The organism is Limnoraphis robusta CS-951, from assembly GCF_000972705.2.
Genome location: NZ_LATL02000069.1, coordinates 1 through 22,475, shown reverse-complemented (window position 1 = coordinate 22,475; position 22,475 = coordinate 1). Strand labels below are relative to the sequence as shown.

Below are 22,475 nucleotides of genomic sequence, written 5' to 3'. Positions count from 1 at the left end.
TTTATCTAAATTATCAATCAATTATTCCAGTTAAATTTCATCTCTAATAAATCTTCTAACTCTTGATTGTAAGTCTGGAAGTAACTGCTTAATAGATTTCTCATAGATTCATCCAAGTCAGGATAAGAACGAGCATTATATTTTTTATACTCAGTTAAAGGATAATTAGACAAGCCCAAAAAGTCAAACATTTGCTGTAAAATACAACTCGGATTAGAATAAAATCTCTCACTCGAAATAATAAACATTTGCTTTCGAGGGAAAATCTCTAACCATTTTTTAAAAAATTCTACATAAACGCCTCTAGCAATATAACTATTGGGTTGATTCCAGTGACTCATATTGGGAGTATTTAATCGTTCAATTTCAGAGATCATCGCCTCTTCTAAGGAACGAAATTCCCAATTCATGCTAACCCATTGATAATAGTGAGAAACCGCTCGATAAATTGGATTTCTCAAGACAACAATTAGTTTTGTTTTGGGAAAAGTCTTAAAAAGACGTTCTGGAGTTTCTGAGTGATCAAGATAACTGGGTGTTGCTTCTCCTGTTAATATATTTTGATTCGCCATAACTGGAGGAAAATGTGCTAAGTACCAGTCAATTCCCCGATGATATTTGGTTGACCAAAAATCGATTTCTTTAATTAAAGACGGCATAATCTGAGGATGTTTAGCCAAATAATAGTATAAAGACGTGGTTCCGCCTTTCTGAGTTCCAATAATGATAAAATCGGGCTGGTTAACTGGCTCTAATTTTTCAAAATTTTGCATCCAGTCGGGATGAAATTGTTGAATTTTTTGATAACAAGCGGCTTGATAACACAATAACGCTTCATCTAATTCTCCTTTTTGGGTTAAAATTTCTCCTAAATTCACATAAGACCAAATTGAGCAAGGATTTTTTTCAATAGCTTGTCGGTATAAATGTTCAGCCATTTCTAATTTTCCTTTTTTAGCCAATATTTCCCACAATCCTTGATAGACCCAAGTTGGCATTTCCGGCTTCAATTCAATCGCTTTTAGATAGGCTAAAATAGCCTCATCCCACTCTTGCTGTTGAGATAAAGCAACTCCTAAATTATAGTAACCTTGATAGGTTGCAGGGTTAGTTTTGATTGCATAATGATAAGATTTTAGCCGTTCTTTAAGCTTTATTTGTGTTTTTTGAATCTTTTCTAACTCGATTGTGGCTGTTAAGTCTTCGGGCTGAATTTCTAAGACTATTTCATAGAATAATGCTGCTAATTTAAGGTTTTTGCTTTGATGAAAAATATCAGCCAGCTTCAGACAAGTTTCAACCTCATTTTGGGTTAACTCAAGAAGCCGACAATAATTTTGTTTTTCTCCAGAGTAATGCTGAATCGCTTCTTCTAATTTTACATAGACTTCTGACAAACTAAGTTGTCTATGAATCGCTTGAAAATAAGCATAAATCGCTTCCCCCCAGCGACTTTCTTGACTGAGAGCTACTCCTAATTTATAGTAAGACCAAGCAAAGTCGGAATCTAGAACAATAGCCTGTGAATAAGCAGAAATCGCCTCTTGAAATTGATTCATTTCTGAAAGCGCATTTCCCAAATTATAGTAAGACCAAGAAAACTTAGGATTCAGTTGAATTGCATGATGATAAGCCGAAATCGCTTCTTCCCATTTTTCTAACTGAAAGAAAGCTTCGCCTAACTGATGATAAGACCAAGAAAACTTAGAGTTCAGTTCGATTGAACGTTTATAAAGAGAAATTGCAGCCTCAATGTTTCCTTGAGAAAAAAGCAGTTCAGCTTGTTGGTAAAATTGAAATGCTTCCGGGGGGATAAATTCAGACATTCAGTTTTACAAATCTTTCGTGAGAATGTGCATTAAGTATGAAATCGAAAATGCCACAAGTGGGATACCAATTAAAAATCCTAATAAAACCTTTGAAATTGAACTAGCAATCATCAAAAGTGCAATGTAGGGAACTCCAAGAATAAGAGTCGCCATCACAATTTTAAAGGGAGTCCACTTAATCTCCCGTTTTAAGTGTTGAAAAGATTGACCTTCTAGGTTACGGAGAGTCGGAGGTTTTCCAGACATTGCCCACTCCTTGAGAAGAAAAATATCAGAAAATTACAACAACATATCAGAAGTTTTACACTTCTAACTCTTTGTGGTACATGATATATAGGATAGCAAAAAGTTGAGCAAAAGCGAATAGATGTCAACGGTGATGGAAACTCCTCTAGTTAGCGTAATCATTCCAGTATATAACGGTAGCCGCTACCTTAGCCAAGCCGTCGAGAGTGTTTTGAGTCAAACGGATTGTCATTTTGAAGTCATTGTTGTTGATGATGGTTCCACAGATAATACTTCTGAGATTTTACAACATTATAGCGATCGCATCCGTTATTTTTTTCAAAAAAATCAAGGGGTGGCGGCGGCGAGAAATCGGGGAATTCAGGAAGCAAAAGCGGAGTTCATTGCCTTACTCGATCAAGATGACATTTTTATTCCCCACAAACTCGCAGAACAAATCGCTTGTTTTGAAACATTTTCAGAAGTTGGATTTGTTAACAGTGGTTGGCGTTTAATTGATCGAGAAGGAAACCCCATTTCTGATATTGAACCTTGGCATAATTTACCTAATTTAGACTTACAAACACTGATTATACACTCTCCAATTTTACCCAGTTCCATGATGTTTCGGCGAACTTGGTGGGAGAAAGTTGGCGGGTTTGATTCTCGGTTTAACGGAGTAGATGATGCTGAATTTGTTTGGCGGTTAGCAGTAGCCGGATGTCAGGCGATTTGGTTGCAAAAAGTAACCGTTGGATATCGCCAACATGAGCAAACTGTTTCTAATCAAAAAGCCGTTGAACGTGCAGAAACTTTGATAGCTGCTCAAAATTACTTTTTTAGTCAAAGTCATCTATCTGATGCCGTTCGTCAACTTGAAAAGCCGGCTCGTTATCAAGAATTAACTTGGTTAGCTTGGCATCTTTATTCTACAAAAAATTATCAAAATATGGCTGAATATCTCCATAAATCTTTAGCCTATACTCCTGACAACATCCCAATTACAATTTCTGATTGGATTAAACGGTTTACCGGACATTGTAACGCCTACGGTGAACAATTTAATCTAGAATCTTTTAGAAAATTACCTCAATGGCAACAACTGATTTCTAGTCTTCTTCCTTCTCCACCCCCAAAAGTGAGTGTAATTATTCCCGCTTACAACTGTGAACAATATATTGAACAAGCGGTTAAAAGTGTATTAGAACAAACTTATACTGATTATGAATTGATTGTGATTGATGACGGTTCTACGGATAATACAAAACAGATTTTAAGTGCTTATTTAGATGTAATTCGATATATTTATCAACCGAATCAGGGTGCTGCAAAAGCGAGAAATCATGGCTGTAAACTCGCTAAAGGTCAATTCTTAGCCTTTCTCGATGGAGATGATTTTTTTACTCCCAATAAATTAGCGGAACAGGTTAATTTTTTTGAACAAGATTCGACAATTGATTTAGTTCAAAGTGGTTGGATGATGGTTAATAAAACAGGTAAAAATCTAGCTGATATTACACCTTGGAAAGATGCACCAAAACTCAACTTAGAAACGTGGGTATTACATAAATGTGTTCGTCCCAGCGCTTTAATAATGAGAAAAATTTGCTGGGAAAAAGTCGGAGGATTTGATCATCGTTATCCCCCCACAGAAGACTTAGATTTTGTTCTCCGTTTGGCTTTAATGGGATGTAAAGCCGTTTGGTTGAAAGCAATTCATGCAGGTTATCGTCAGCATGACAGTAATTTAATGTCAGGGGGAGAACGAGTAATTAAAAATACCGAACTTTTGATGAATCAGTTTTTTAATAGGCGAGAGATTCCCGAAAATATTCAACAGTTAAAACAGAAAGAACATTATCAACGTTGGGTATGGTTAGCATGGCGAATGTATCGAGATGGTTATTCTACATTAATGACTGATTGCTTCAAAAAATCTTTGAACTACACCTCGGATTTTAAAGCTAATATTCTTACACACTGGATAAAAGCTTTTAGCAATATTTCGGCAGAATATGGTGAACCTTTTGATGCTCACAAATTAATGCAATCTCCAGAATGGCAACAAGCTGTTACTTACTTAATGAGTAAAACTTCTTTTGAGAACAGTCAGAATTTATCTCGTAAACAACATATTCTTTTAATGAATACAGATGATCCGGGAATTGGGGGTTTAGCTCAATATGATCATCTCATCATGTGTCAGTTGGCTAAACTGGGATATCGTGTAACCGCTATTCGTCCCCAACATTCTAGTCCCTTAGTTGAACAAGAACAACAATTAGGCATTCAACAATACTGGCTAGAATATAGTACCAGTCAAGATTTATCGAGAATTTTAAGAAACACAAAAGATGCGGAAGAAATTTATGCTAAATTCCAACCCGATTTTATCATTTTTAGCGATGGTTGGCCGTTTTCCCATTTTGCAGCAAAACAAGTCGCCATTCAACAAAATATTCCCTATATGATTGCATTGGGTTTAGCGACTCCCGAACACAAAGATTTTACAATGGGTGATAATATTCCCTACGTTGAAGGCGTCTTATATCAATATGGTTTAGCTAAAGCAGTTAATGTCGCCGCCAAAGAACATTTAAACATTCTCCACGAACAGTTTAAACTCCATAAAAACAAAGGAAACGTCATTTATTATGGACGTTCTGAGAAATATTTTTCGCCGCCTAATCCCTCAACTCGTCAACGTTTACGTCAAGAAATTGGCATTCCTGATGATGGAATAATGTGTTTTACTTCTGCGAGACTTGCTCCCATAAAAGGACATCGTTATCAACTCGAAGCCATTGCCCAATTAAAACAAACTTCCATCTGGAATAAATTATACTTTGTTTGGGCAGGAACAGGTCAAGGAAGTGATCATAATCTTGAACCTGAACTCCAAGAAAAAGTTCAACAACTTGGTGTTAGTAATCAGGTAAAATTCTTAGGACAACGTTGGGATATTCCCGACTGGTTAGAAGCTTGTGATATTTTCATTTTAACCTCTCTAGCCGAAGCTGCACCGTCTTTTGCGGTTATGGAAGCAATGGCTAAAGGTGTACCAATTATTGCTTCTGCTGCGGGGGGAATTCCTGAAGGTTTAGGAGATACTGGTAAACTTTTACCTGATCCTAATTTTTATCCAGAAGACACTGTAAAAGTATTAGTTGAAACCCTAAAAGAATGGGCAATTAATCCTGAAATAAGACAAAAAAAAGCAATTGCTGCTAAACAAAGAGCCGAACAACTGTTTAAAGAAGAACGAATGCTCAAAGAAACTCTAGAAGTGATTGAACAGGCATTATCTGATGATTCTAATAATGATTTTGCAGATTTACCTTATGTCAAAAAAGGAGTTAAAAACCTCAACCAACGCCTAGAGTATGCGGGTCAAGTTTGGAATGCTTGGAATGCTTACCGTCAAGGAAACGAAGAACAAATGAAACGCTATCTTCAACAAGCCTTAAAATGTTCGCCCTTTTCGTTTTCAACCGAAATACTCTTAGATTGGATTGATGATTTTTCTCGGCTGTTTCAACAGAAAGGAGAACAATTCGATATCGAAGACTTAAGTCAATGCTACGCTTGGAAGAATATAGTCGAAAATGACTTGAGAATCCCCCGATAAAGTGTTAAAATGAAAGCAGATAAAAACGGGACTTGATCTGATGTCAGAACCTCAAATTATTGAAGAAAAACCTCCGGTCATTGCTTTACCTCCCACTCAAGATGATCTCCCTTGTGATGATGGAATTCCGATGGAAACTGAACGCCATAAACATCAATCCGATTTATTAATAAATGCCCTGTGGGAACGATTAAAACAGCAAAATGCCTATGTGGGAGGCAATATGTTTGTTTATTTTAGTCTGGAGCAAGTTCGCAACCAAGACTTTCGCGGGCCAGATGTATTTGTAGTTTTAGATGTTCCGCGCCAAGAACGCAAAAGTTGGGTGATTTGGGAAGAAGGAAAAGGGCCTGATATTGTGATTGAATTATTGTCTGAGAGTACCCTTTCCCGTGATAAAACTGAAAAAAAACGGATTTATCAATCTCAAATGCGAGTGCCGGAATATTTTTGGTATGATCCTTTTAACCCCGAAGATTTTCAAGGATTTCGCTTACAAGGGAGTGTTTATCAACCTCTAGAACCTGACGAACAAGGACGTTTAATGAGTCAAGAATTAGAGTTAGCCTTAGTTAAATGGTCAGGCAGTTATCGAGAGATTGATACGGTTTGGTTAAGGTGGGCAACTTTAGAGGGAGAACTACTTCCAACAACAGAAGAAATTGCCGAACAACAACGCCAACGCGCAGAACTTGCCGAACAACAACTCGAACAATTGAAACAACAGTTGAGAGAAAGGGGAATTGATATGCCAGAATTAGACTAGGAATCAAGAGATAATTAAGAGGAGTGCATCTCAACAGGTAGACATTGAGGAAATCTAATGAAAACCGCTTTAATTTGTGGAATATCAGGACAAGATGGAGCCTATCTCGCTGACTTATTATTAAAAAATGGCTATTCTGTTTGTGGCACCTCACGGGATGCTCAAATGTCATCGTTTCAAAACTTGTCTCGCTTGGGGATTTTAGAACAAGTTAAACTAGAGTCCATGAGCTTAACAGACTTTCGGAGTGTGTTGCAAGTTCTCACCAAAATTAAACCCGATGAAGTCTATAATTTAGCCGCCCAAAGTTCAGTGGGTTTATCCTTTAACCAACCAGTAGAAACCCTTGAAAGCATTGCAACAGGAACCCTAAACCTCTTAGAAGCGATTCGGTTTACAGGCGCCAAAACCAAACTTTATAACGCAGGTTCAAGTGAATGTTTTGGAAATACAGGGGAACTTGCCGCCGATGAAAATACGCCTTTTCGTCCTCGCAGTCCCTACGCCGTCGCCAAGTCCGCCGCTTTTTGGGAAGTCGCAAACTATCGAGAAGCCTATGGTTTATTCGCCTGTTCTGGTATTTTATTTAACCATGAATCCCCCCTACGACCCGAACGATTTGTCACCCAAAAAATCATTACAACCGCCTGTAAAATTGCTGAAGGAAGTGCAGAAAAACTTTATTTAGGGGATATTTCCGTACAACGAGATTGGGGTTGGGCGCCGGAATACGTGGAAGCCATGCACAAAATGTTACAACATGATGAACCCGATGATTATGTGATTGCCACAGGAGAAACTTCATCATTACAAGATTTTGTCGCCGAAGCCTTTACTTGTTTGGGTCTGAACTGGCAAGATTATGTAGAAACCGATCAAAGTTTGTATAGACCGACTGATATTGCGGTAGGTCGGGCGAACCCAGCTAAAGCCAAAGAAAAATTAGGATGGCAAGCGCAATACAAACTCCCCGATGTTGTCCGCATGATGATTGAAGCTCGACAAAAGGGATTTTAGTCTAAAGTGAAGTAGTAGAATAATAGACGATAGGCAATCTGCGGGTTAGGAGGGTATGAATCTTGGATGAACTCAGAGGAGCATTGGAACTCGCAACCGAAGAGGAGTTGCAACAACTAACCGAATTGCTGTTTAGCCGTCGGTTTAATCCCTTAGACTATTTCAACACCCCTCAACCCATTGATGTTCAAAGTCGTGACCATGAAGCTTGGCTGGATGCACTCGAGCAACGATTTCGCTATTTAGCCGCAGATGGACTCACCGTGTTGAGAGGACGCACTCACCAAGTTAGCTATCGTCAAGCTTTAATACAAGTTTGTCGTTATCTGAAAATATCCTATTCTAAAAATCTCTCAACGACTGATTTAGAAGCTGAAATCTTTTTATTTTTGTTAGGACGGGCTTGGAAACGTTTACCCGCTTGCGAACAACAAGCCCTGACTCTACGCATTAGCCACGCTCTGGCTGAGTCGAACTCCGCTCAACCCTTGCCGTTGTCTGCTCAAAAAGACCCTTTAGGGTTCTTATTTAAAGCTGGAAGTGCGATCGCAGTCAGTACCATTGTACAACCAATCGTGTTGCAACAACTCGCCCGTCAATTTGCCCTGCATTTTGCCAAATACCAAATGGCAAAACAGACTATTGTCCAAGGAGGAGCAACCGCCGCCACCCAGTTCCAAAGTTATGTTACTGTTCAGATGGCAAAACGAGGAATGGCCGTTAGTGCAGCCCGTTATGGTGCTACTCGCAGTGTGTTTGCGCTTCTTGGCCCAGTGTTGTGGACTTGGTTTGTGGCTGATGTTGGCTGGAAAACCATCTCAACCAACTACGCCCGTATTATTCCCACAATTTTTACTTTGGCACAAATTCGCCTGACTCGTTCAGATTGGGCTTGGGAACCTGTTGGATAAACAGCGATGTAGGGGCGGGTTCCGAATTAATCTATGTTTTTCCACAGATAACCTGTATAAACCCGCCCTTCTTACTATTTTTTTTCCTGTTCCCTGAAAAAGTGGGGCGGGTTTATGTAAGTTATTTGTAGGAAAACATAAATCTGAGTGGAACCCGCCCCTACAAAACTGGTCACTGATAACTGATAACTGTAAAAGCTGTGTCTGTACTTACACGACATCCTGAACCCAAACTGCAAGGGCTTTGGAATTTATTTCAAGTTGGATTATTCCTGCTTCTACTCCTGCCAACCTGGGGCGGAATTCTAATCGTTTTGGCTGCAATTGTCACCTGGACGAAAAAATTTAAACATATTATTAGTCAACCCGTTCATCAGGCTTTAATCGTTTTAAGTCTGTTACTGATTTTAACCGCAAATTTTGCAGAAAATCCTTCCGAAGCGTTTATTGGATTATCAAATTTTTTACCCTATTTTTTTGTCTTCGCAGGTTTCAACACTTTAATTCAAACCCCTACTCAACTCCGCCAACTGTCTAGAATTTTAATTCTTCCTGCTATTCCCGTTGTTATTTTAGGTCTAGGTCAACAATTTCTCGGATGGTCAGGAATTGAACAACTGCAAGGATTTTTCGGTTGGGTTATCGTTCTCAATGGTAATCCACCTGAGCGAATGTCTTCTATATTTATGTATGCCAATATATTAGCCATTTATCTTTTAATTGTATTAATTCTAGGAGTCGGACTCTTAATTGAACGGCTGCCGTTTTGGAAGTTTAAACCAGAAAAAATCTATCCTAAACCCCTTCCCCTTGCGGTTTTGATTCTTGCATTATTAGGCGTAACAATTGCCTTGATTTTTACCAACTCCCGCAATGCTTGGGCGCTAATGGTATTTTCGACTGTTGCTTATTCAGTTTATTTAGGGTGGCTGATTGTGTTAGGATTAGTCATTGCTGGAGTCACCGCAATTTTTGGGGCGGCGTTTGCACCTGAGCCTATTCAAAAGGGATTAAGAGTGATTGTTCCGGCTTATTTTTGGGAACGTTTGACCGACCAAAACTTTGAACGTCCTGTAGAAACGCTTCGTATTACTCAATGGAAATTCGCCTGGAACCTCACCCAAGAAAAACCGTTAACAGGTTGGGGACTGCGAAATTTTACCGCCCTTTACGAAAGCCAAATGAACGTTTGGATGGGTCATCCTCATAACTTATTTTTAATGATGACCGCAGAAGTGGGAATTCCGGCAACGTTACTCTTTTTTAGCATCATTGCTTGGATTTTAGCTGAAGCTGTTAAACTGGGAATTCAACAAAAAATCCCTAGCGAAGACCGATTAATTTTCTTCAGCTACGGACTTGCATTTGCGGTTTGTGTGTTGTTTAATTTATTAGATGTAACGTTGTATGATTTCCGAGTGAATACCTTGGGATGGATATTATTAGCCGCAATTTATGGCAACACTCAACAGTTTACTCTAACAAATCCGGTTGTTGATGAACAATCTTGTCATACAACGACTGAAAACTAAACCAACCCATAAAATGACTGCCAATCTGACTATAAGTTAAACTGGCAATATCGGGTTTAATTAATATGGGTTTTCCTGCGGCTTCTGCCATTAATTGCGCCTGGCAAGACCGTTCCATTGTAATAAACCACCACGCCGCTTCATCGACAGAATGACCGAGCGTTAATAAACCATGATTACGCAGAATAATCGCTTTGCGTTCACCAAGCGTTTCAGCGATGCGTTTCCCTTCTGATAAATCAAGCACCACTCCGGTATAATCATCAAACAAAGCATGATCTTGATAAAAAGAACAGGCATCTTGAGTTAAGGGGTCAAGCAGTCGCCCCAAACAAGACCAAGCCTTCCCGTACACCGAATGAGCGTGGGCTGCGGCTATAACATCGGGTCTAGCTTGATGAACTTGGGAATGTATGGCAAAGGCTGCGGCGTTAACGGGTTTATTCCCGTGAACCACTTCCCCTTTTTGATTCACCAATAATAAATCAGAAACCCGAATCTGGCCAAAATACATCCCAAAGGGGTTCACCCAAAATAAATCCGGCCATTCGGGGTCACGGGCGGTAATATGTCCGGCGACGCCTTCATCAAAGCCATAATGGGCAAATAAACGTAAAGCTGCGGCTAACCGTTGTTTGCGGTGTTGACGTTCCGCTTCAACCGTCTCAAACGTCGGGGGTTGGGGCAAATCGAACTTTTCAAACATCACTCTCCTCCGTCGATAAACAGCCCCCTCAAAAAAATTTTGAAAAAGGGGTTGACAAGTTTAGAAAAAGCCACTATATTAGTTAATTGTGCGAGGGAAACAAACACAACCCAAGCGCAAACGACCTAAGAAAGTATTTTAAAGCTTTCCTGGTGTCTATGGCTCAATGGAACCACACCGATCCATCCCGAACTCGGATGTGAAACGTTGACACGGCGAAGATACTTGGTGGGTAGCTGCCTGGGAAAATAGCTCGATGCCAGGATAATAAAGTAGGGGCGGGTTCCGCAGAGATTTAGGGTTGTGAGAAACAACCTCAATAAACCCGCCCCCAACACAAAAAAACATCCATCAAACAGCCTTCTTCCAGTGATAAATCGGAAGGAGGCTTTTGAATTTTGATTAGGATTTCTTAACAAGCCGCTCCGTTTTTTTGTATCTATAAATACATTTTACGGAGAGAAAATCCTCTAGGATACATCAGCACATGGGCAAGCTTGTGAGAGCAATAGAACGTTTTTCAATCGCCTCAAATTTCCGATTCGCGTAGAACCTAGAGAAACATCTCCTGAGAAATTTGAGAATACCGAAGTCATTACAGAAATTGCGATCGCAAAAAATCCCCAATTATTAACTTTTATTGTTGGTTTGAATTGTAAGCTTAGAGAGAAGAACATGAGCAAAGGTATCAGACGGCGGAAATTCCTGCTTTACGGATCAGCAGCTTTCGGAACCAGCTTCATGCTGAAAGCGTGTAGCAGTCCCCAAAGTGATAACACAACTCCCGTAAGTGGAAGCGGTGGTGGCGATACCATTAAAGTCGGTATTCTTCACTCATTGAGTGGGACAATGGCAATTAGTGAAACCACTGTTGTTGAAGCCGAAAAACTTGCGATTAAAGAAATTAACGCAGCAGGTGGGGTACTCGGTAAACAAATAGAAGCAGTTGTAGAAGATGGCGCCTCTGACTGGCCAACTTTTGCAGAAAAAGCGGAAAAATTGATTGATCAAGACGGTGTAGTTGCTGTATTTGGATGTTGGACTTCAGCCAGTCGTAAAGCGGTTAAAGACGTTTTTGAGTCCAAAAATCATCTGCTTTGGTATCCCGTTCAATATGAAGGACAAGAATGCTCTAAAAATATATTCTACACCGGAGCTGCCCCCAACCAACAAATCGAACCTGCGGTGAAATGGCTACTCGAAAATAAAGGAAAAGATTTCTTTTTGGTGGGTTCCGACTATGTATTTCCTCGCACTGCCAATACTGTTATTAAAGAACAACTAGCAGCAGAAGGCGGAAACACCGTCGGCGAAGATTATCTGCCGTTGGGAAATACCGAAGTTACTCCAATTATTACCAAAATTCGTCAAGCGTTACCCAATGGTGGCGTGATATTTAATACTCTTAATGGTGATAGTAACGTCGCATTTTTTAAACAAATGCAAGGCGCTGGACTCACCCCCGATAAATACCCCGTGATGTCGGTGAGTGTCGCTGAAGAAGAAGTGCGACAAATTGGGCCGGAATTCCTCGTTGGACATTACGCCGCTTGGAACTATTTTCAAACTGTTGAAACCCCCGAAAATCAAAAATGGGTGAACGCTTTTAAAGCCGAATATGGGGCAAATCGCGTGACAAATGATCCGATGGAAGCGGCTTATATTATGGTATATTTGTGGAAACAAGCCGTTGAAAAAGCCGGAACTGCTGACGATTTAGAAAAGGTTCGTCAAGCGGCTATTGGTCAAACCTTCCAAGCACCAGAAGGGTTAGTAACTGTTAACCCCAATCACCATCTTTCCAAAATTGTTCGCATCGGTCAAGTGCGTCAAGATGGTTTATTTGATATTGTTTGGTCTACGAATGATCCCGTAAAACCGGAAGCCTGGAACCAATATGTTCCAACAACAAAAGGCTATTCTTGCGACTGGACAGACCCCAACAAAGGCGAGAAATTCAAATTAGAAGGAGTTTAAAACAGTCACCCGCCCCAACAAAACTGTCCCCTGTAACCTATGATTTATGACTGAACTTGCTGTTGGAATTTTTAACGGTATTAGCATCGGTTCTGTACTCTTGATCGCTGCTTTGGGGTTGGCGATTGTTTTTGGACTGATGGGGGTGATTAATCTCGCTCATGGTGAGTTGATGATGTTGGGTGCTTATTCTACTTTTGTCGTCCAAAATATCTTTCAAAACTTTGGTGATGGACTGTTTGCACTCTATATCTTTTTTGCAATTCCGGTTGCTTTTATAGTATCGGCTTTAACCGGGTTACTTCTCGAACGAGGGGTGATTCGTTTTCTGTATGGACGACCTTTAGAAACGTTACTCGCAACTTGGGGCGTTAGTTTAATTTTGCGTCAATTTGTACGCAGTGCAAACTGGCTTTTGGCGATCGCAATTTTACTCTTTTGTGCGCTATTTTTTGGCGGACTCTGGGTGGTGCGTCGTCGCCCTGACTGGGAACAAATAAAAAACTTAGCGATCGCAATTTTACTCCCGTTATCCTTCGCCATTTCTGGCATTGCAGGATATTTAATGTCTGGCGTTAGTGCTTTAAGTAAACCCTGGTTTAGCGCTCGAAATGTTGATGTTACCGCTCCGGCTTGGTTGCGAGGCGGGATAGAATTAGGGATTTATCAACTTCCCTATTCTCGCATTTTTATTATTATTTTAACCATTCTTTGTTTAGTTGGAATTTATGGATTTTTGAACCGTTCCGACTGGGGTTTAAGAATACGGGCTGTGACTCAAAATCGTCAAATGAGCGCTTGTTTAGGCATTCCCACCGATACCGTAGATGCCCTAACTTTTGCATTAGGATCGGGGTTAGCAGGAATTGCGGGATGTGCGATTACTTTGTTAGGATCGGTTGGCCCGAACATCGGACAAAACTATATTGTTGATACGTTTATGGTGGTGGTTGTTGGGGGAGTTGGCAACTTATTCGGGACAGTATTAGCAGCATTAGTGATTGGAGTTGTCAGTTATTTAATCGGTTCAGGAACGTTTGCGCTGTTATTTAGCAAAACGGATAGCCTGCAATTTCTCACTGACTTTTTCACCTTTTTTGCTTCTACGAGTATGGCTAAAGTGATGGTATTTGCCCTCATTATTGCTTTCTTGCAGGTGAAACCATCCGGCATTTTTCCGCAGAAAGGACGAACTGTAGAACTATGAAAACTGAAAAAGCAAACCAACCCAAACAATTCTTTCGTCTGTTAAAACAGAGGCGAGAAATAGTGATTGCTGTTGCTATTGCTGTAGTCTTTGCGCTGATTATGCCTGCAATTTTACCTGTTTTTCGCCTAAAATTAATCGGGCGGTTTGTGGCGTTAGCAATTGCAGCTTTGGGAATTGATTTAATCTGGGGTTATACAGGCTTACTCAGTCTCGGACATGGGATTTTCTTTGCGTTGGGAGGTTACGCTTTTGCAATGCACCTCAACCTGCAACTTCCAGACGAACAAATCCCCGACTTTTTTAGCCTTTATGGTGTGAGTGATTTACCGGGATTTTGGCAACCCTTTTACTCGTTTCCGTTTACAATTATCGCCATTTTTGTTATTCCAGCCATTGTAGCCGGACTATTAGGTTATCTCGTCTTCCGCAACCGCATTAAAGGCGTTTATTTCTCGATTTTAACTCAAGCGGCGCTATTGGTGTTTTTTAACTTTTTTAACGGACAACAAAAACTGATTAATGGCACCAACGGACTGAAAACAGATACTTCCACAATTTTCGGGGTATTAGCAGGTTCTCAAGGCGCACAACTCGTCTTTTTTCAATTGTCGGTGTTGTTTCTACTATTAACTTATTTCCTCTGTCGTTGGCTAACTCGTGGGCGGTTTGGGCGGTTACTCATTGCAATTCGAGACTCGGAAATGCGGGTGCGTTTTTCAGGATACAACCCCACAGGGTTTAAAGTCTTAGTGTTTGCAATTTCGGGGGCTATTACGGGAATTGCAGGAGCGCTTTACACCGTCCAAACGGGCATTATTACGCCGAGTTTTATGGAAGTTGCTTTTTCAATTGAAATGGTGATTTGGGTGGCTGTAGGCGGCCGAGGAACGTTGGTCGGAGCGATTATTGGTACACTATTAGTCCGATTAGCCCAAACGTTTTTAAGTGAACAATTCCCGGAAGTCTGGCTATTTTTTCAGGGGGCGTTATTCTTAATTGTAGTGACGATTCTCCCCAATGGAATTTATGGCTGGGCGAGAGATTGGGCTTTACCTGAATTGCGATCGCGTTTAGGATTACAAGAACAGTTGATGACTTATCCTGATATTGATCTTAACCCGGATGTGCAACGAGAACAAGAAGAAATTGAAGGTGTTAAGCATTGAAAATCAACGGTTTTATATTCGCTTATCTTTACTGAAATTAGCCCTAACTACTGATGAATGAAAATATTTTAGAAATTGAAAACCTGACGGTTAGTTTTGATGGGTTTAAAGCACTGAATCACCTCAATTTTAGCTTAGAAACAGGGGAATTGCGGGTGGTAATAGGGCCGAATGGGGCGGGAAAAACCACCTTTTTAGATACCATTACGGGGAAAGTTCAACCCACAGAAGGAACGGTTTATTTTAAAGGAAAAAATTTGCGAAATCTCACAGAAGATAAAATCTCTCGTTTAGGAATTGGGCGCAAGTTTCAAACGCCCAGTGTTTATTTAAACCTAACAGTGGGGGAAAATTTGGATTTAGCGTGTAACCGTCAAAAAGATGTGTTTTCAACGCTATTTAAAAAACCAACACAGGGCGATCGCTTAACCGTTGCGGGACTGTTAGAAACCATTGGTTTAACACCAAAAGTTAACTTAAAAGCGGCTTTATTGTCTCACGGTGAGAAACAACGTTTAGAAATTGGGATGTTAGTGGCGCAGTCTCCAGATTTATTATTAGTCGATGAACCTGTAGCGGGGTTAACCGATGAAGAAACGGAAAATGTCGGGAATTTGTTGTTAGCGTTGGCGGAGAGTCATTCGATTATTGTGATTGAACATGATATGGAATTTGTGCGTCAAATTGCCCAAAAAGTTAGCGTTTTACATCAAGGTTCGCTATTGTGTGAAGGAACAATGGATGAGGTTCAAAATGATCCGCGTGTGATTGAAGTATATTTAGGACAGCAACAGGAGGAAGCAGCATGACAGTGGAAATTAAACCCCCAATGACTACATCGGAGTTGATGCTAAAAGCGTCAGGGCTGAATGTTTATTATGGAGAAAGTCATATTCTGCGGGATGTGGATCTCAGTGTCCCTGTTGGACAAATGGTGTGTTTAATTGGGCGAAATGGGGTCGGGAAAACAACGCTATTAAAAACCATTATGGGGGTGTTATCGCCGCGATCTGGATCGGTAATATTGGGCGAACATTTAATTACTAAATTATCCCCTGATCGTCGTGCAAGATTGGGAATTGGTTATGTTCCTCAAGGGCGAGAAATTATTCCTCGGCTAACCGTTAAAGAGAATTTACTGTTAGGATTAGAAGCACGTCCAGGGAAATCTAAGAAAGTCATTCCTAATGAGATTTTTGAGTTATTTCCCGTATTAGAAACCATGTTAGGACGAATGGGAGGGGATTTAAGCGGGGGACAACAACAACAATTAGCGATCGCTAGGGCGTTGATGGGAAAGCCGAAGTTATTGTTACTTGATGAACCCACAGAGGGAATTCAACCGTCAATTATTTTAGAAATAGAAGCCGCAGTGCGACGGATTATTGAACAAACGGGAATTTCGGTATTATTGGTTGAACAGCATTTACATTTTGTTCGTCAAGCGGATCGTTATTATGCCATGCAAAAAGGGGGAATTGTGGCGTCTGGAGAAACGCGAGATCTTTCTCAAGAGGTGATTCAACAATTTCTAGCCGTTTAAATTACAGCGTCAAATCTTCGATATGTGAGAAATTTTAAGGCTTTAACAACCCGTTTGGGTGTATCTTTTAAGCCTTCTTGATCTGGGTTTTCTCCGAGTCCGAGAGCGCCAAGTCCGCACCGCTTGACGCATTTCTTCTTCGGAAATAGGCGATTGAGATTGAGTGGTAAAGCTCGGTAATTTACCGTTTTGATTGTCTGTCGGCGTGGAATTTGCTAAGGTCATAAAATTATAGTTTTGTTCCTAAAATAAACAGCAGTTTTTTACAAATTACTCTCGAAAAAGCTAGAGGTTAAAACGATTTAACACCTATTGCTTGTGCGAGTTGAGTGGGTTGTAAGATTAAACAGTTTTGCAACTGTTGACGGATTTTATGAGCCTCTAAGTGACGACCAATAAACACAATCTGGTTCTCCGGTGAATTTATCCATTCCTCAACTTGGATATCGTATCGAGGGCCGCTGAGTTGGAAAATGTGGCGCATTTCGCTATTATCAAACCAGAGAATTCCTTTGGCACGAAAGACTTCTATCGGCATTTCTTCCGTTAAAAATTTCTCAAATTTTTCAATATCAAAGGGAGAATGACTTTGGAAAGAAACCGAGATAAAACCATCATTATCTAAGTGAGGGGAATGGTGATGGTGATGTTCGTGATGGTGATGTTCTTCGTCGGCTTGATACAGTTCAACTGGGGTTAAACCAACATCTAAAACAAGCGGTAAAGGAACTTTTGCCTGTTGGGTTCTTAAAATTCTCGCACCGGGTTTAACGGTTTGAATATAAGCTTCTACTTCTTCAACTTGTTCTGGGGCGGCTAGGTCAGTTTTATTTAAAAGAACCACATCCCCATAGACAATTTGTTTGAGGGCGGCTTCACTGTCAAAATGTTCGGGAGTAAACGCTTCTGCATCGACTAGGGTAATAATTGAATCTAGGCGGGTAAATTCCCGAAGTTCCGTCCCTAAAAAGGTTAAAATAATCGGCAACGGGTCAGCAACACCTGTGGTTTCAATCACCATATAGTCTACCCGTTCTTCTCGTTCTAAAACGCGATAAACCGCATCAACTAAACCATCATTAATCGTGCAGCAAATACAACCATTACTCAATTCTACCATATCTTCTTCGGTAGAAATGAGGAGTTGAGCATCAATATTAATATCGCCAAATTCATTCACCAAAACAGCAACTTTTAAGTCCTGTTTGTTGCTCAAAATTTCATTCAGCAGTGTGGTTTTTCCGCTTCCTAAAAAGCCTGTGATAATTGTAACGGGCATTCCCCGCTTGGGAATATCCAGCGTCGTGGAGGAGGGGATAGTTTCCATAAAACTTGTTCTGCGACTCAATAATGAAAATGATAACAGTTATCAAAAACAAACGCAAGTTTCTAGCGTTGACAGACATGGGTGGGGTCATCTGCAGAGGAGTCAGGAGTCAGGAGTCAGGAGTCAGGAGGAAATCAAGAAGAAGAAAGAGGAGGAGCGGTGCGACCCCCTTCGGGTTCAGCAGTCACTTCAAGTCGGGGAACCCTTTCGGCAGTTGCTTCTGGGGGGAACCCCCAAGACCCTCCGGGTTCGCAAGAGAGGGAATGCCGACCAAGAGAGGGAACGCGCACCAAGAGAGGAGGAGAAAGTTTTTTATCACTAATTATCCGGACATGATATCACTTGTTTTAACGGATATTTTCATAAGTTGATTTCCTCAGTTTCTAATGAAGTTTGAATTTGTTGTTGATAATAGCTAATTTTAGATTCTGGGAGAAAACAATCTTTGAGGGTTTGTGAAAGTTCTGCTTTGTTTAAATCAAATCCCACAATTTCTAAACCGCTAAACCGTTGAGGTCTTCCGGCTAACCACAGAGGAACGTCTAAAGCGACAAATTCTTGATTCATTGTTCCCGCTACAAAATCCCCATAAATCGATTCTCCACTGACAATATCAAAAATTCCCTTCGCCCGAATCACTTCCCCATAGGCACCTTTAATCAGTTCAAACCAAAACACCGCTAAACTCGACCAGTCGAGAATTTCTCCACTTAATAAACTGCGATGAATTTGGACTTGAGAGGTGTGAATTTTAGTTAGACTTTCAGCAATGTTTTCATTCCCGAGAACTACTGACTTGGCGTTTAATTGTTCGAGTAAAGGTTGAACCGAAGACAGGTCTAAATGCCAGGGAAGTTCGATATAAGTGGTGAGTTTAGGTTCAGGATTAAATAATTCAAATTCCTGACCCTCCGTTAAAATTTCGACCTCGGGAAAGTCACTGGCGATACAAGTCCCATCAATGACAACAGAACCCTCGCCCGGGTTGAAATAGCGGACCTGCTGCTGCGTTTGGCTGATTTGTTCTCGTATCCAGTGGGTTTTACCCGCGCCCGGCGGGCCAGTAACGGCAATAATCATCGGCTCTTCCCCTCAAAAACAATAATCATTATTATAGAAATAGCAGAAAATGATAACTATTATCAAATTATGCCCTACTTCAGTCCCATTGCGATTATCGGTGCTGGCCCCCATGCCCTCACCCTAGCGACTCACTTCCTGCAAAAACAGCCTAAACCCAATAAAATCAGGGCTTTTGACCCGAGTGGAGTTTGGTTGAGTCAGTGGTGTCAGCAGTTTGCTGCCCAGAATATCCCTCATTTGCGATCGCCTGCGGTTCATCACCCCGACCCGAACCCCTTTGCTCTGCGGAAATTTTCTGAAAATCGTTCTCACGAGTTGTTTCCGCCCTACGACTTACCGGGAACTAAACTGTTTGAAGATTTTTGTGCAGATGTCATCCAACGTTGGAAACTCGGAGATCGGGTTGATCCAGCCGAAGTTGTGGGAATTTTGCCTTTAAACAGTCGGGGACGATCAAAGTTTCAGTTGGCTTTAGGCGATGGACAAACTGTAGAAGCGAGACGGGTGGTTCTGGCAATAGGAGGCGGTCAGCTTCACTTTCCCGACTGGGTACACCAGATTTCCTCTTTTCCCCCTGAACGCTTGTCTCACAGTCAACATCCCCTTCTCTTCACAACAACTGAACCCGTTATTTTAAGGGGGTTTTGACAGACAGAGTTCTAAAATCTGGTGAACCTTGCGGTGAACTATTTACCTTCTGAGCTGTTCTTCTAACTCAGCTATTCGGTCTTTGAGAAACTGGTTTTCAAGCCGTAACCGGGTTAACTCGTTCATCTCCTGTTTGTCGCTGAGAAGTTTTCTGTAAATCTTGTCACTGGTAGAAGCGTCCATGTATTTCTGATATGTCTTGACGTGCATTTCCACTGAATGACCCATCCAACGGGCCGCGTCATCTATAGGGATGTCTAGCTCATGCGCTCTGATGGCGTAGCGATGCCTGAGACTGTAAGCTTCATTCTTGAACCCATAGGCAATCAGTATTTTTCCTAACCTAGTGACCTTGCTCTCATGGTTTTTGGCATTACTGGGGAACCGCTTAGGATTCAACAGGTCAAACCGTTCAACCCAGTGAGGATATAGAGGATAAACCAGTCGTTCTCCAGTCTTGTTGTCCTCCTCTACTCTGAACTTGTGAAGATCATTGTCAGGACTGGTGAAAAATTTAAGGTGCTTCTCAATCCCGTTGAAAACTTCTTGAGTTCTCAGACCGTAAGTGGCAATCATCCCGAATGACCAGGCGATATCATCAGGCAACAGGTCAAACGTCATCTCTATTTCTGTGTCAGATGGCAAAATTCTAGGAGTGGTTACAGGCTTACAGTTGTATGGCTTTACCTCAATCCCTTCTTGCTTGGCCAATGCTTTAATAATTCTGATTAGACTAGCTCTGGTACGACTGTTAGGCGGTGTTGAGCATATCCAAGCCTCAATATTTTTGTCTGTAAAGCAGTCTAAGTCAGGTATTTTCTTGAAAGAGGCATCATAAGAAGTTCTGAATGTACTTAGCTTCTTACGAGTTTGAGGCCGATCGCGCCAGTAGTTCTCCTCAAAGTCAGCCTTAATCTCACCCATTGTTCTGTGCTGAGGCTTGGTTTTAGGCTTAACTCCGTACATCTCCCAATCAAATGTGTTTAGCTTTAACTGAGTCGTGATTTCTAATGCTTTAGTCTCTGCAATTCTCACCCCTTCTAAGTCAGCAGGTGCAGTAGAAATCTCATAACGCTTTGTCCCTTCTGGTGTTGTTTCTCCCGGTTTACAGGGTAACGTTCCCCTTAGATACAGTCGGTTTTTTCTACGTTGAATTGTTAGCTTACTTCCGAGTGCTTTAAGACGCTCGTTTGACTGCAAAATAGCACTGTTAATCTGGCTGTCAACCTCTCGGAGAGACTGACAGGCTTTGTTATTCAATTTACGCTGAGTCATTCTTCTAGATATTTAGTGATGCGGTTGTTCTCTTGCCGACGCTTGACATCATCAATCTGTGATTCCCACCTGTCAGCTATCTCTGCTAACTGCTCATCAGTCAGCTCTTGAAATTCTGATTGCTGATATTTCTCCAGAATTAAAGAGAAGTTGAAATCATCAGGAGTTAGCTTAATTTTCAGTTGTTTGGCTAACCGCTTAACTCGCTGTGTAGGTGTCTCTGGTTTGGTAGACTGATTAACATCAAGGCTCAGAGCAATCTGATTCCCTTCCGGTGGGTCAGATACAGGTTGAATATCTCCACAAGATGCCTTGAAAACCTCAATATTCTCAGGCTTAACGTTTAAGTATCTATCCCCATAGGTGACTCTCCAGGGATTGCCATCAATCTCATACCGTCCATCAAGAATCGCTTCACCTGTGTAGATGGGATGGTTAACCCAAACAGTCGGCTTGTTGTCTTTATTCTTCTTGAGCCACTTCTTCTTCTGGTCGAGGGTGTATTTTGCAAGCGGGAGTTTAGGCTCAGAGGTGATCTCTTTTTCCGGTTGTTTTGATAATTCTGGTGAGTCCTCACGGTTAATAGTAGGAGTGTGTAGGGTTAAGTCTTCACACTCTACACAGTCGCTCACAGAGGGAGTTTCAGCTATCAGACTTTGCTTTACAGACTGCTCATCTGGAGTCCTCACACTCTCAACCAATGACTGCTCATAGGTCAAAATGTGATCGTCTTTCCCTTCAACTCTCAACCGAATCCCCTTAATCTGAGTAGCGCTTCGGGTTCTGAATCTTGACACTTCCCATTCCAGATAGGACTGACAAATTTCTAGAAAGTCTGGAGAGAACCGGGTCACTGATTTTGCGATTAGACCCGAGCGCTTGCAGAAATCGGCGTAGTCACCAAATAAAGTTTCTGGAGTTCTCTTATCAGCCTCATTCCTATCTCCACCAACAGCACAACTGGCTGACGGATCATAAATCACACGTTCGTTAATCCAAGCGGTAATAGAATCCTCTCCTAACCGGGACTGCCAGGACTGAAGTTTACAAACTGGAATATCCCCAACACCTCTTATGGTCTGAGTCGCAAAATTATCATCCAAGCTCAGAAGGTAATTTGTGAATGCTGCTAACTCCGGCTTAAATTCTGCTCTGAGGTCGCGTCTATCCTTATCTGCAACTTTTAAGTTCATTGCTACCGGGATAACCCGGCGCTTCCAACCGTTACCTTTAATTCCCTGAGCGATCGGGTGTTCACTTACCAGCATTGCCATCCCTGTGAACCTGAATTGAAAGGCTGGTTTACCTTTCTGCTCTCCACTGAGGTTGTTTCCGCCTATCAGCTTCATAATGTTGCCGATGTTTTTGCGAAGCTCTTGCTCATCTGAGAACAAAACCAACCGTTTCTGATAAGCTCTTACAGGTGCGAATCGGTTTGTACAAAACTCCTCAGCCCCTATATCAAGAACGTTGTTTTCTCCAATTAAATCGGTAATTAGGTTGCTGTAAGTCGTCTTTCCGCTTCCCCCTAAACCTATCAGGTGCATCATTTTCTGCAAGTCTGACTTTCCGGTTAAAACGGCTTGGGCAAAGCAAATTAACAGGTTTTTCACAACTGGATTACCCTGTGAA

At 41.3% G+C, this 22,475-nt stretch carries 19 protein-coding genes and 1 rRNA gene; 12 read left to right on the top strand and 8 right to left on the bottom strand.

The window, feature by feature from the left end; genetic code table 11:
• Positions 1–17: 17 nt before the first annotated feature.
• Both WN50_RS05965 and WN50_RS05960 read right to left on the bottom strand, forming a co-directional pair.
• Positions 18–1,826, bottom strand: a complete 1,809-nt coding sequence (locus WN50_RS05965) for a tetratricopeptide repeat protein (protein ID WP_046277847.1) — start codon at positions 1,824–1,826, stop codon at positions 18–20.
• Between the two features lie 6 nt (positions 1,827–1,832).
• Positions 1,833–2,075, bottom strand: a complete 243-nt coding sequence (locus tag WN50_RS05960; RefSeq protein ID WP_046277848.1) for a hypothetical protein — start codon at positions 2,073–2,075, stop codon at positions 1,833–1,835.
• Positions 2,076–2,196: 121 nt separating this feature from the next.
• On the opposite strand from WN50_RS05960, the gene WN50_RS05955 reads away from it, so the two are divergent.
• The 5 genes from WN50_RS05955 (at position 2,197) to WN50_RS05935 (ending at position 9,908) form a co-directional block, all read left to right on the top strand.
• Positions 2,197–5,682 carry a glycosyltransferase gene (locus WN50_RS05955; RefSeq protein ID WP_046277849.1) on the top strand — a complete coding sequence of 1,162 codons (3,486 nt, stop codon included), beginning with the start codon at positions 2,197–2,199 and terminating at the stop codon, positions 5,680–5,682.
• Positions 5,683–5,722: 40 nt separating this feature from the next.
• Positions 5,723–6,448, top strand: coding sequence for a Uma2 family endonuclease (locus WN50_RS05950; protein ID WP_046277850.1), 726 nt, complete (start codon positions 5,723–5,725; stop codon positions 6,446–6,448).
• A gap of 57 nt (positions 6,449–6,505) precedes the next feature.
• A complete protein-coding gene (locus WN50_RS05945; protein WP_046277851.1) occupies positions 6,506–7,465 on the top strand; it encodes a GDP-mannose 4,6-dehydratase in 960 nt (319 codons plus the stop codon).
• Between the two features lie 62 nt (positions 7,466–7,527).
• The gene (locus WN50_RS05940; RefSeq protein ID WP_046277852.1) at positions 7,528–8,376 is read left to right on the top strand and encodes a YaaW family protein; all 849 of its coding nucleotides are present in this window, start codon (positions 7,528–7,530) and stop codon (positions 8,374–8,376) included.
• 200 nt (positions 8,377–8,576) lie between these two features.
• Positions 8,577–9,908 carry an O-antigen ligase family protein gene (locus tag WN50_RS05935; protein ID WP_046281332.1) on the top strand — a complete coding sequence of 444 codons (1,332 nt, stop codon included), beginning with the start codon at positions 8,577–8,579 and terminating at the stop codon, positions 9,906–9,908.
• On the opposite strand, the gene WN50_RS05930 is transcribed toward WN50_RS05935, so the two are convergent.
• Entirely contained in the window at positions 9,850–10,614 is a 765-nt protein-coding gene (locus WN50_RS05930; protein ID WP_046281331.1) for a class II aldolase/adducin family protein, read from the bottom strand. The genes WN50_RS05935 and WN50_RS05930 overlap by 59 nt on opposite strands.
• A gap of 148 nt (positions 10,615–10,762) precedes the next feature.
• Between WN50_RS05930 and rrf the strand changes: the two genes are divergently transcribed.
• The 6 genes from rrf to urtE all read left to right on the top strand — a co-directional run bounded on the left by rrf (position 10,763) and on the right by urtE (position 16,510).
• Positions 10,763–10,879: ribosomal RNA gene (gene rrf, locus WN50_RS05925) — 5S ribosomal RNA — on the top strand.
• Positions 10,880–11,289: 410 nt separating this feature from the next.
• Positions 11,290–12,591, top strand: coding sequence for an urea ABC transporter substrate-binding protein (urtA, locus tag WN50_RS05920; RefSeq protein WP_046280712.1), 1,302 nt, complete (start codon positions 11,290–11,292; stop codon positions 12,589–12,591).
• A gap of 46 nt (positions 12,592–12,637) precedes the next feature.
• Complete coding sequence (locus WN50_RS05915; RefSeq protein WP_046280711.1) at positions 12,638–13,798, top strand: ABC transporter permease subunit; 1,161 nt, start codon at positions 12,638–12,640, stop codon at positions 13,796–13,798.
• Positions 13,795–14,967, top strand: a complete 1,173-nt coding sequence (gene urtC / locus WN50_RS05910) for an urea ABC transporter permease subunit UrtC (RefSeq protein ID WP_046280710.1) — start codon at positions 13,795–13,797, stop codon at positions 14,965–14,967. The genes WN50_RS05915 and urtC overlap by 4 nt, the downstream gene beginning before the upstream one ends.
• Positions 14,968–15,020: 53 nt before the next feature.
• Positions 15,021–15,776, top strand: coding sequence for an urea ABC transporter ATP-binding protein UrtD (urtD, locus tag WN50_RS05905; RefSeq protein WP_046280709.1), 756 nt, complete (start codon positions 15,021–15,023; stop codon positions 15,774–15,776).
• A gap of 38 nt (positions 15,777–15,814) precedes the next feature.
• Positions 15,815–16,510 (top strand): urea ABC transporter ATP-binding subunit UrtE, encoded by a 696-nt coding sequence (gene urtE, locus WN50_RS05900; RefSeq protein WP_046280714.1) that lies wholly within the window; start codon positions 15,815–15,817, stop codon positions 16,508–16,510.
• A gap of 42 nt (positions 16,511–16,552) precedes the next feature.
• Here the strand turns inward: urtE and WN50_RS31860 are convergent, their stop codons facing one another.
• The 3 genes from WN50_RS31860 to WN50_RS05885 all read right to left on the bottom strand — a co-directional run bounded on the left by WN50_RS31860 (position 16,553) and on the right by WN50_RS05885 (position 18,917).
• The gene (locus WN50_RS31860; protein ID WP_425354783.1) at positions 16,553–16,735 is read right to left on the bottom strand and encodes a hypothetical protein; all 183 of its coding nucleotides are present in this window, start codon (positions 16,733–16,735) and stop codon (positions 16,553–16,555) included.
• 67 nt (positions 16,736–16,802) lie between these two features.
• Positions 16,803–17,837 (bottom strand): CobW family GTP-binding protein, encoded by a 1,035-nt coding sequence (locus tag WN50_RS05895; protein ID WP_046280708.1) that lies wholly within the window; start codon positions 17,835–17,837, stop codon positions 16,803–16,805.
• A gap of 360 nt (positions 17,838–18,197) precedes the next feature.
• Positions 18,198–18,917 (bottom strand): GTPase G3E family protein, encoded by a 720-nt coding sequence (locus WN50_RS05885; protein ID WP_046280706.1) that lies wholly within the window; start codon positions 18,915–18,917, stop codon positions 18,198–18,200.
• Positions 18,918–18,986: 69 nt separating this feature from the next.
• On the opposite strand from WN50_RS05885, the gene WN50_RS05880 reads away from it, so the two are divergent.
• Positions 18,987–19,568: an FAD/NAD(P)-binding protein gene (locus WN50_RS05880; protein WP_082172338.1), complete on the top strand. Its 582-nt coding sequence runs from the start codon at positions 18,987–18,989 to the stop codon at positions 19,566–19,568.
• A gap of 42 nt (positions 19,569–19,610) precedes the next feature.
• Here the strand turns inward: WN50_RS05880 and WN50_RS05875 are convergent, their stop codons facing one another.
• A complete protein-coding gene (locus WN50_RS05875) occupies positions 19,611–20,843 on the bottom strand; it encodes a site-specific integrase (protein WP_049558379.1) in 1,233 nt (410 codons plus the stop codon).
• A partial coding sequence (locus WN50_RS05870) for a DUF5906 domain-containing protein (protein ID WP_049558376.1) occupies positions 20,840–22,475 on the bottom strand: 1,636 nt, incomplete at its 5' end. The genes WN50_RS05875 and WN50_RS05870, both read right to left, overlap by 4 nt.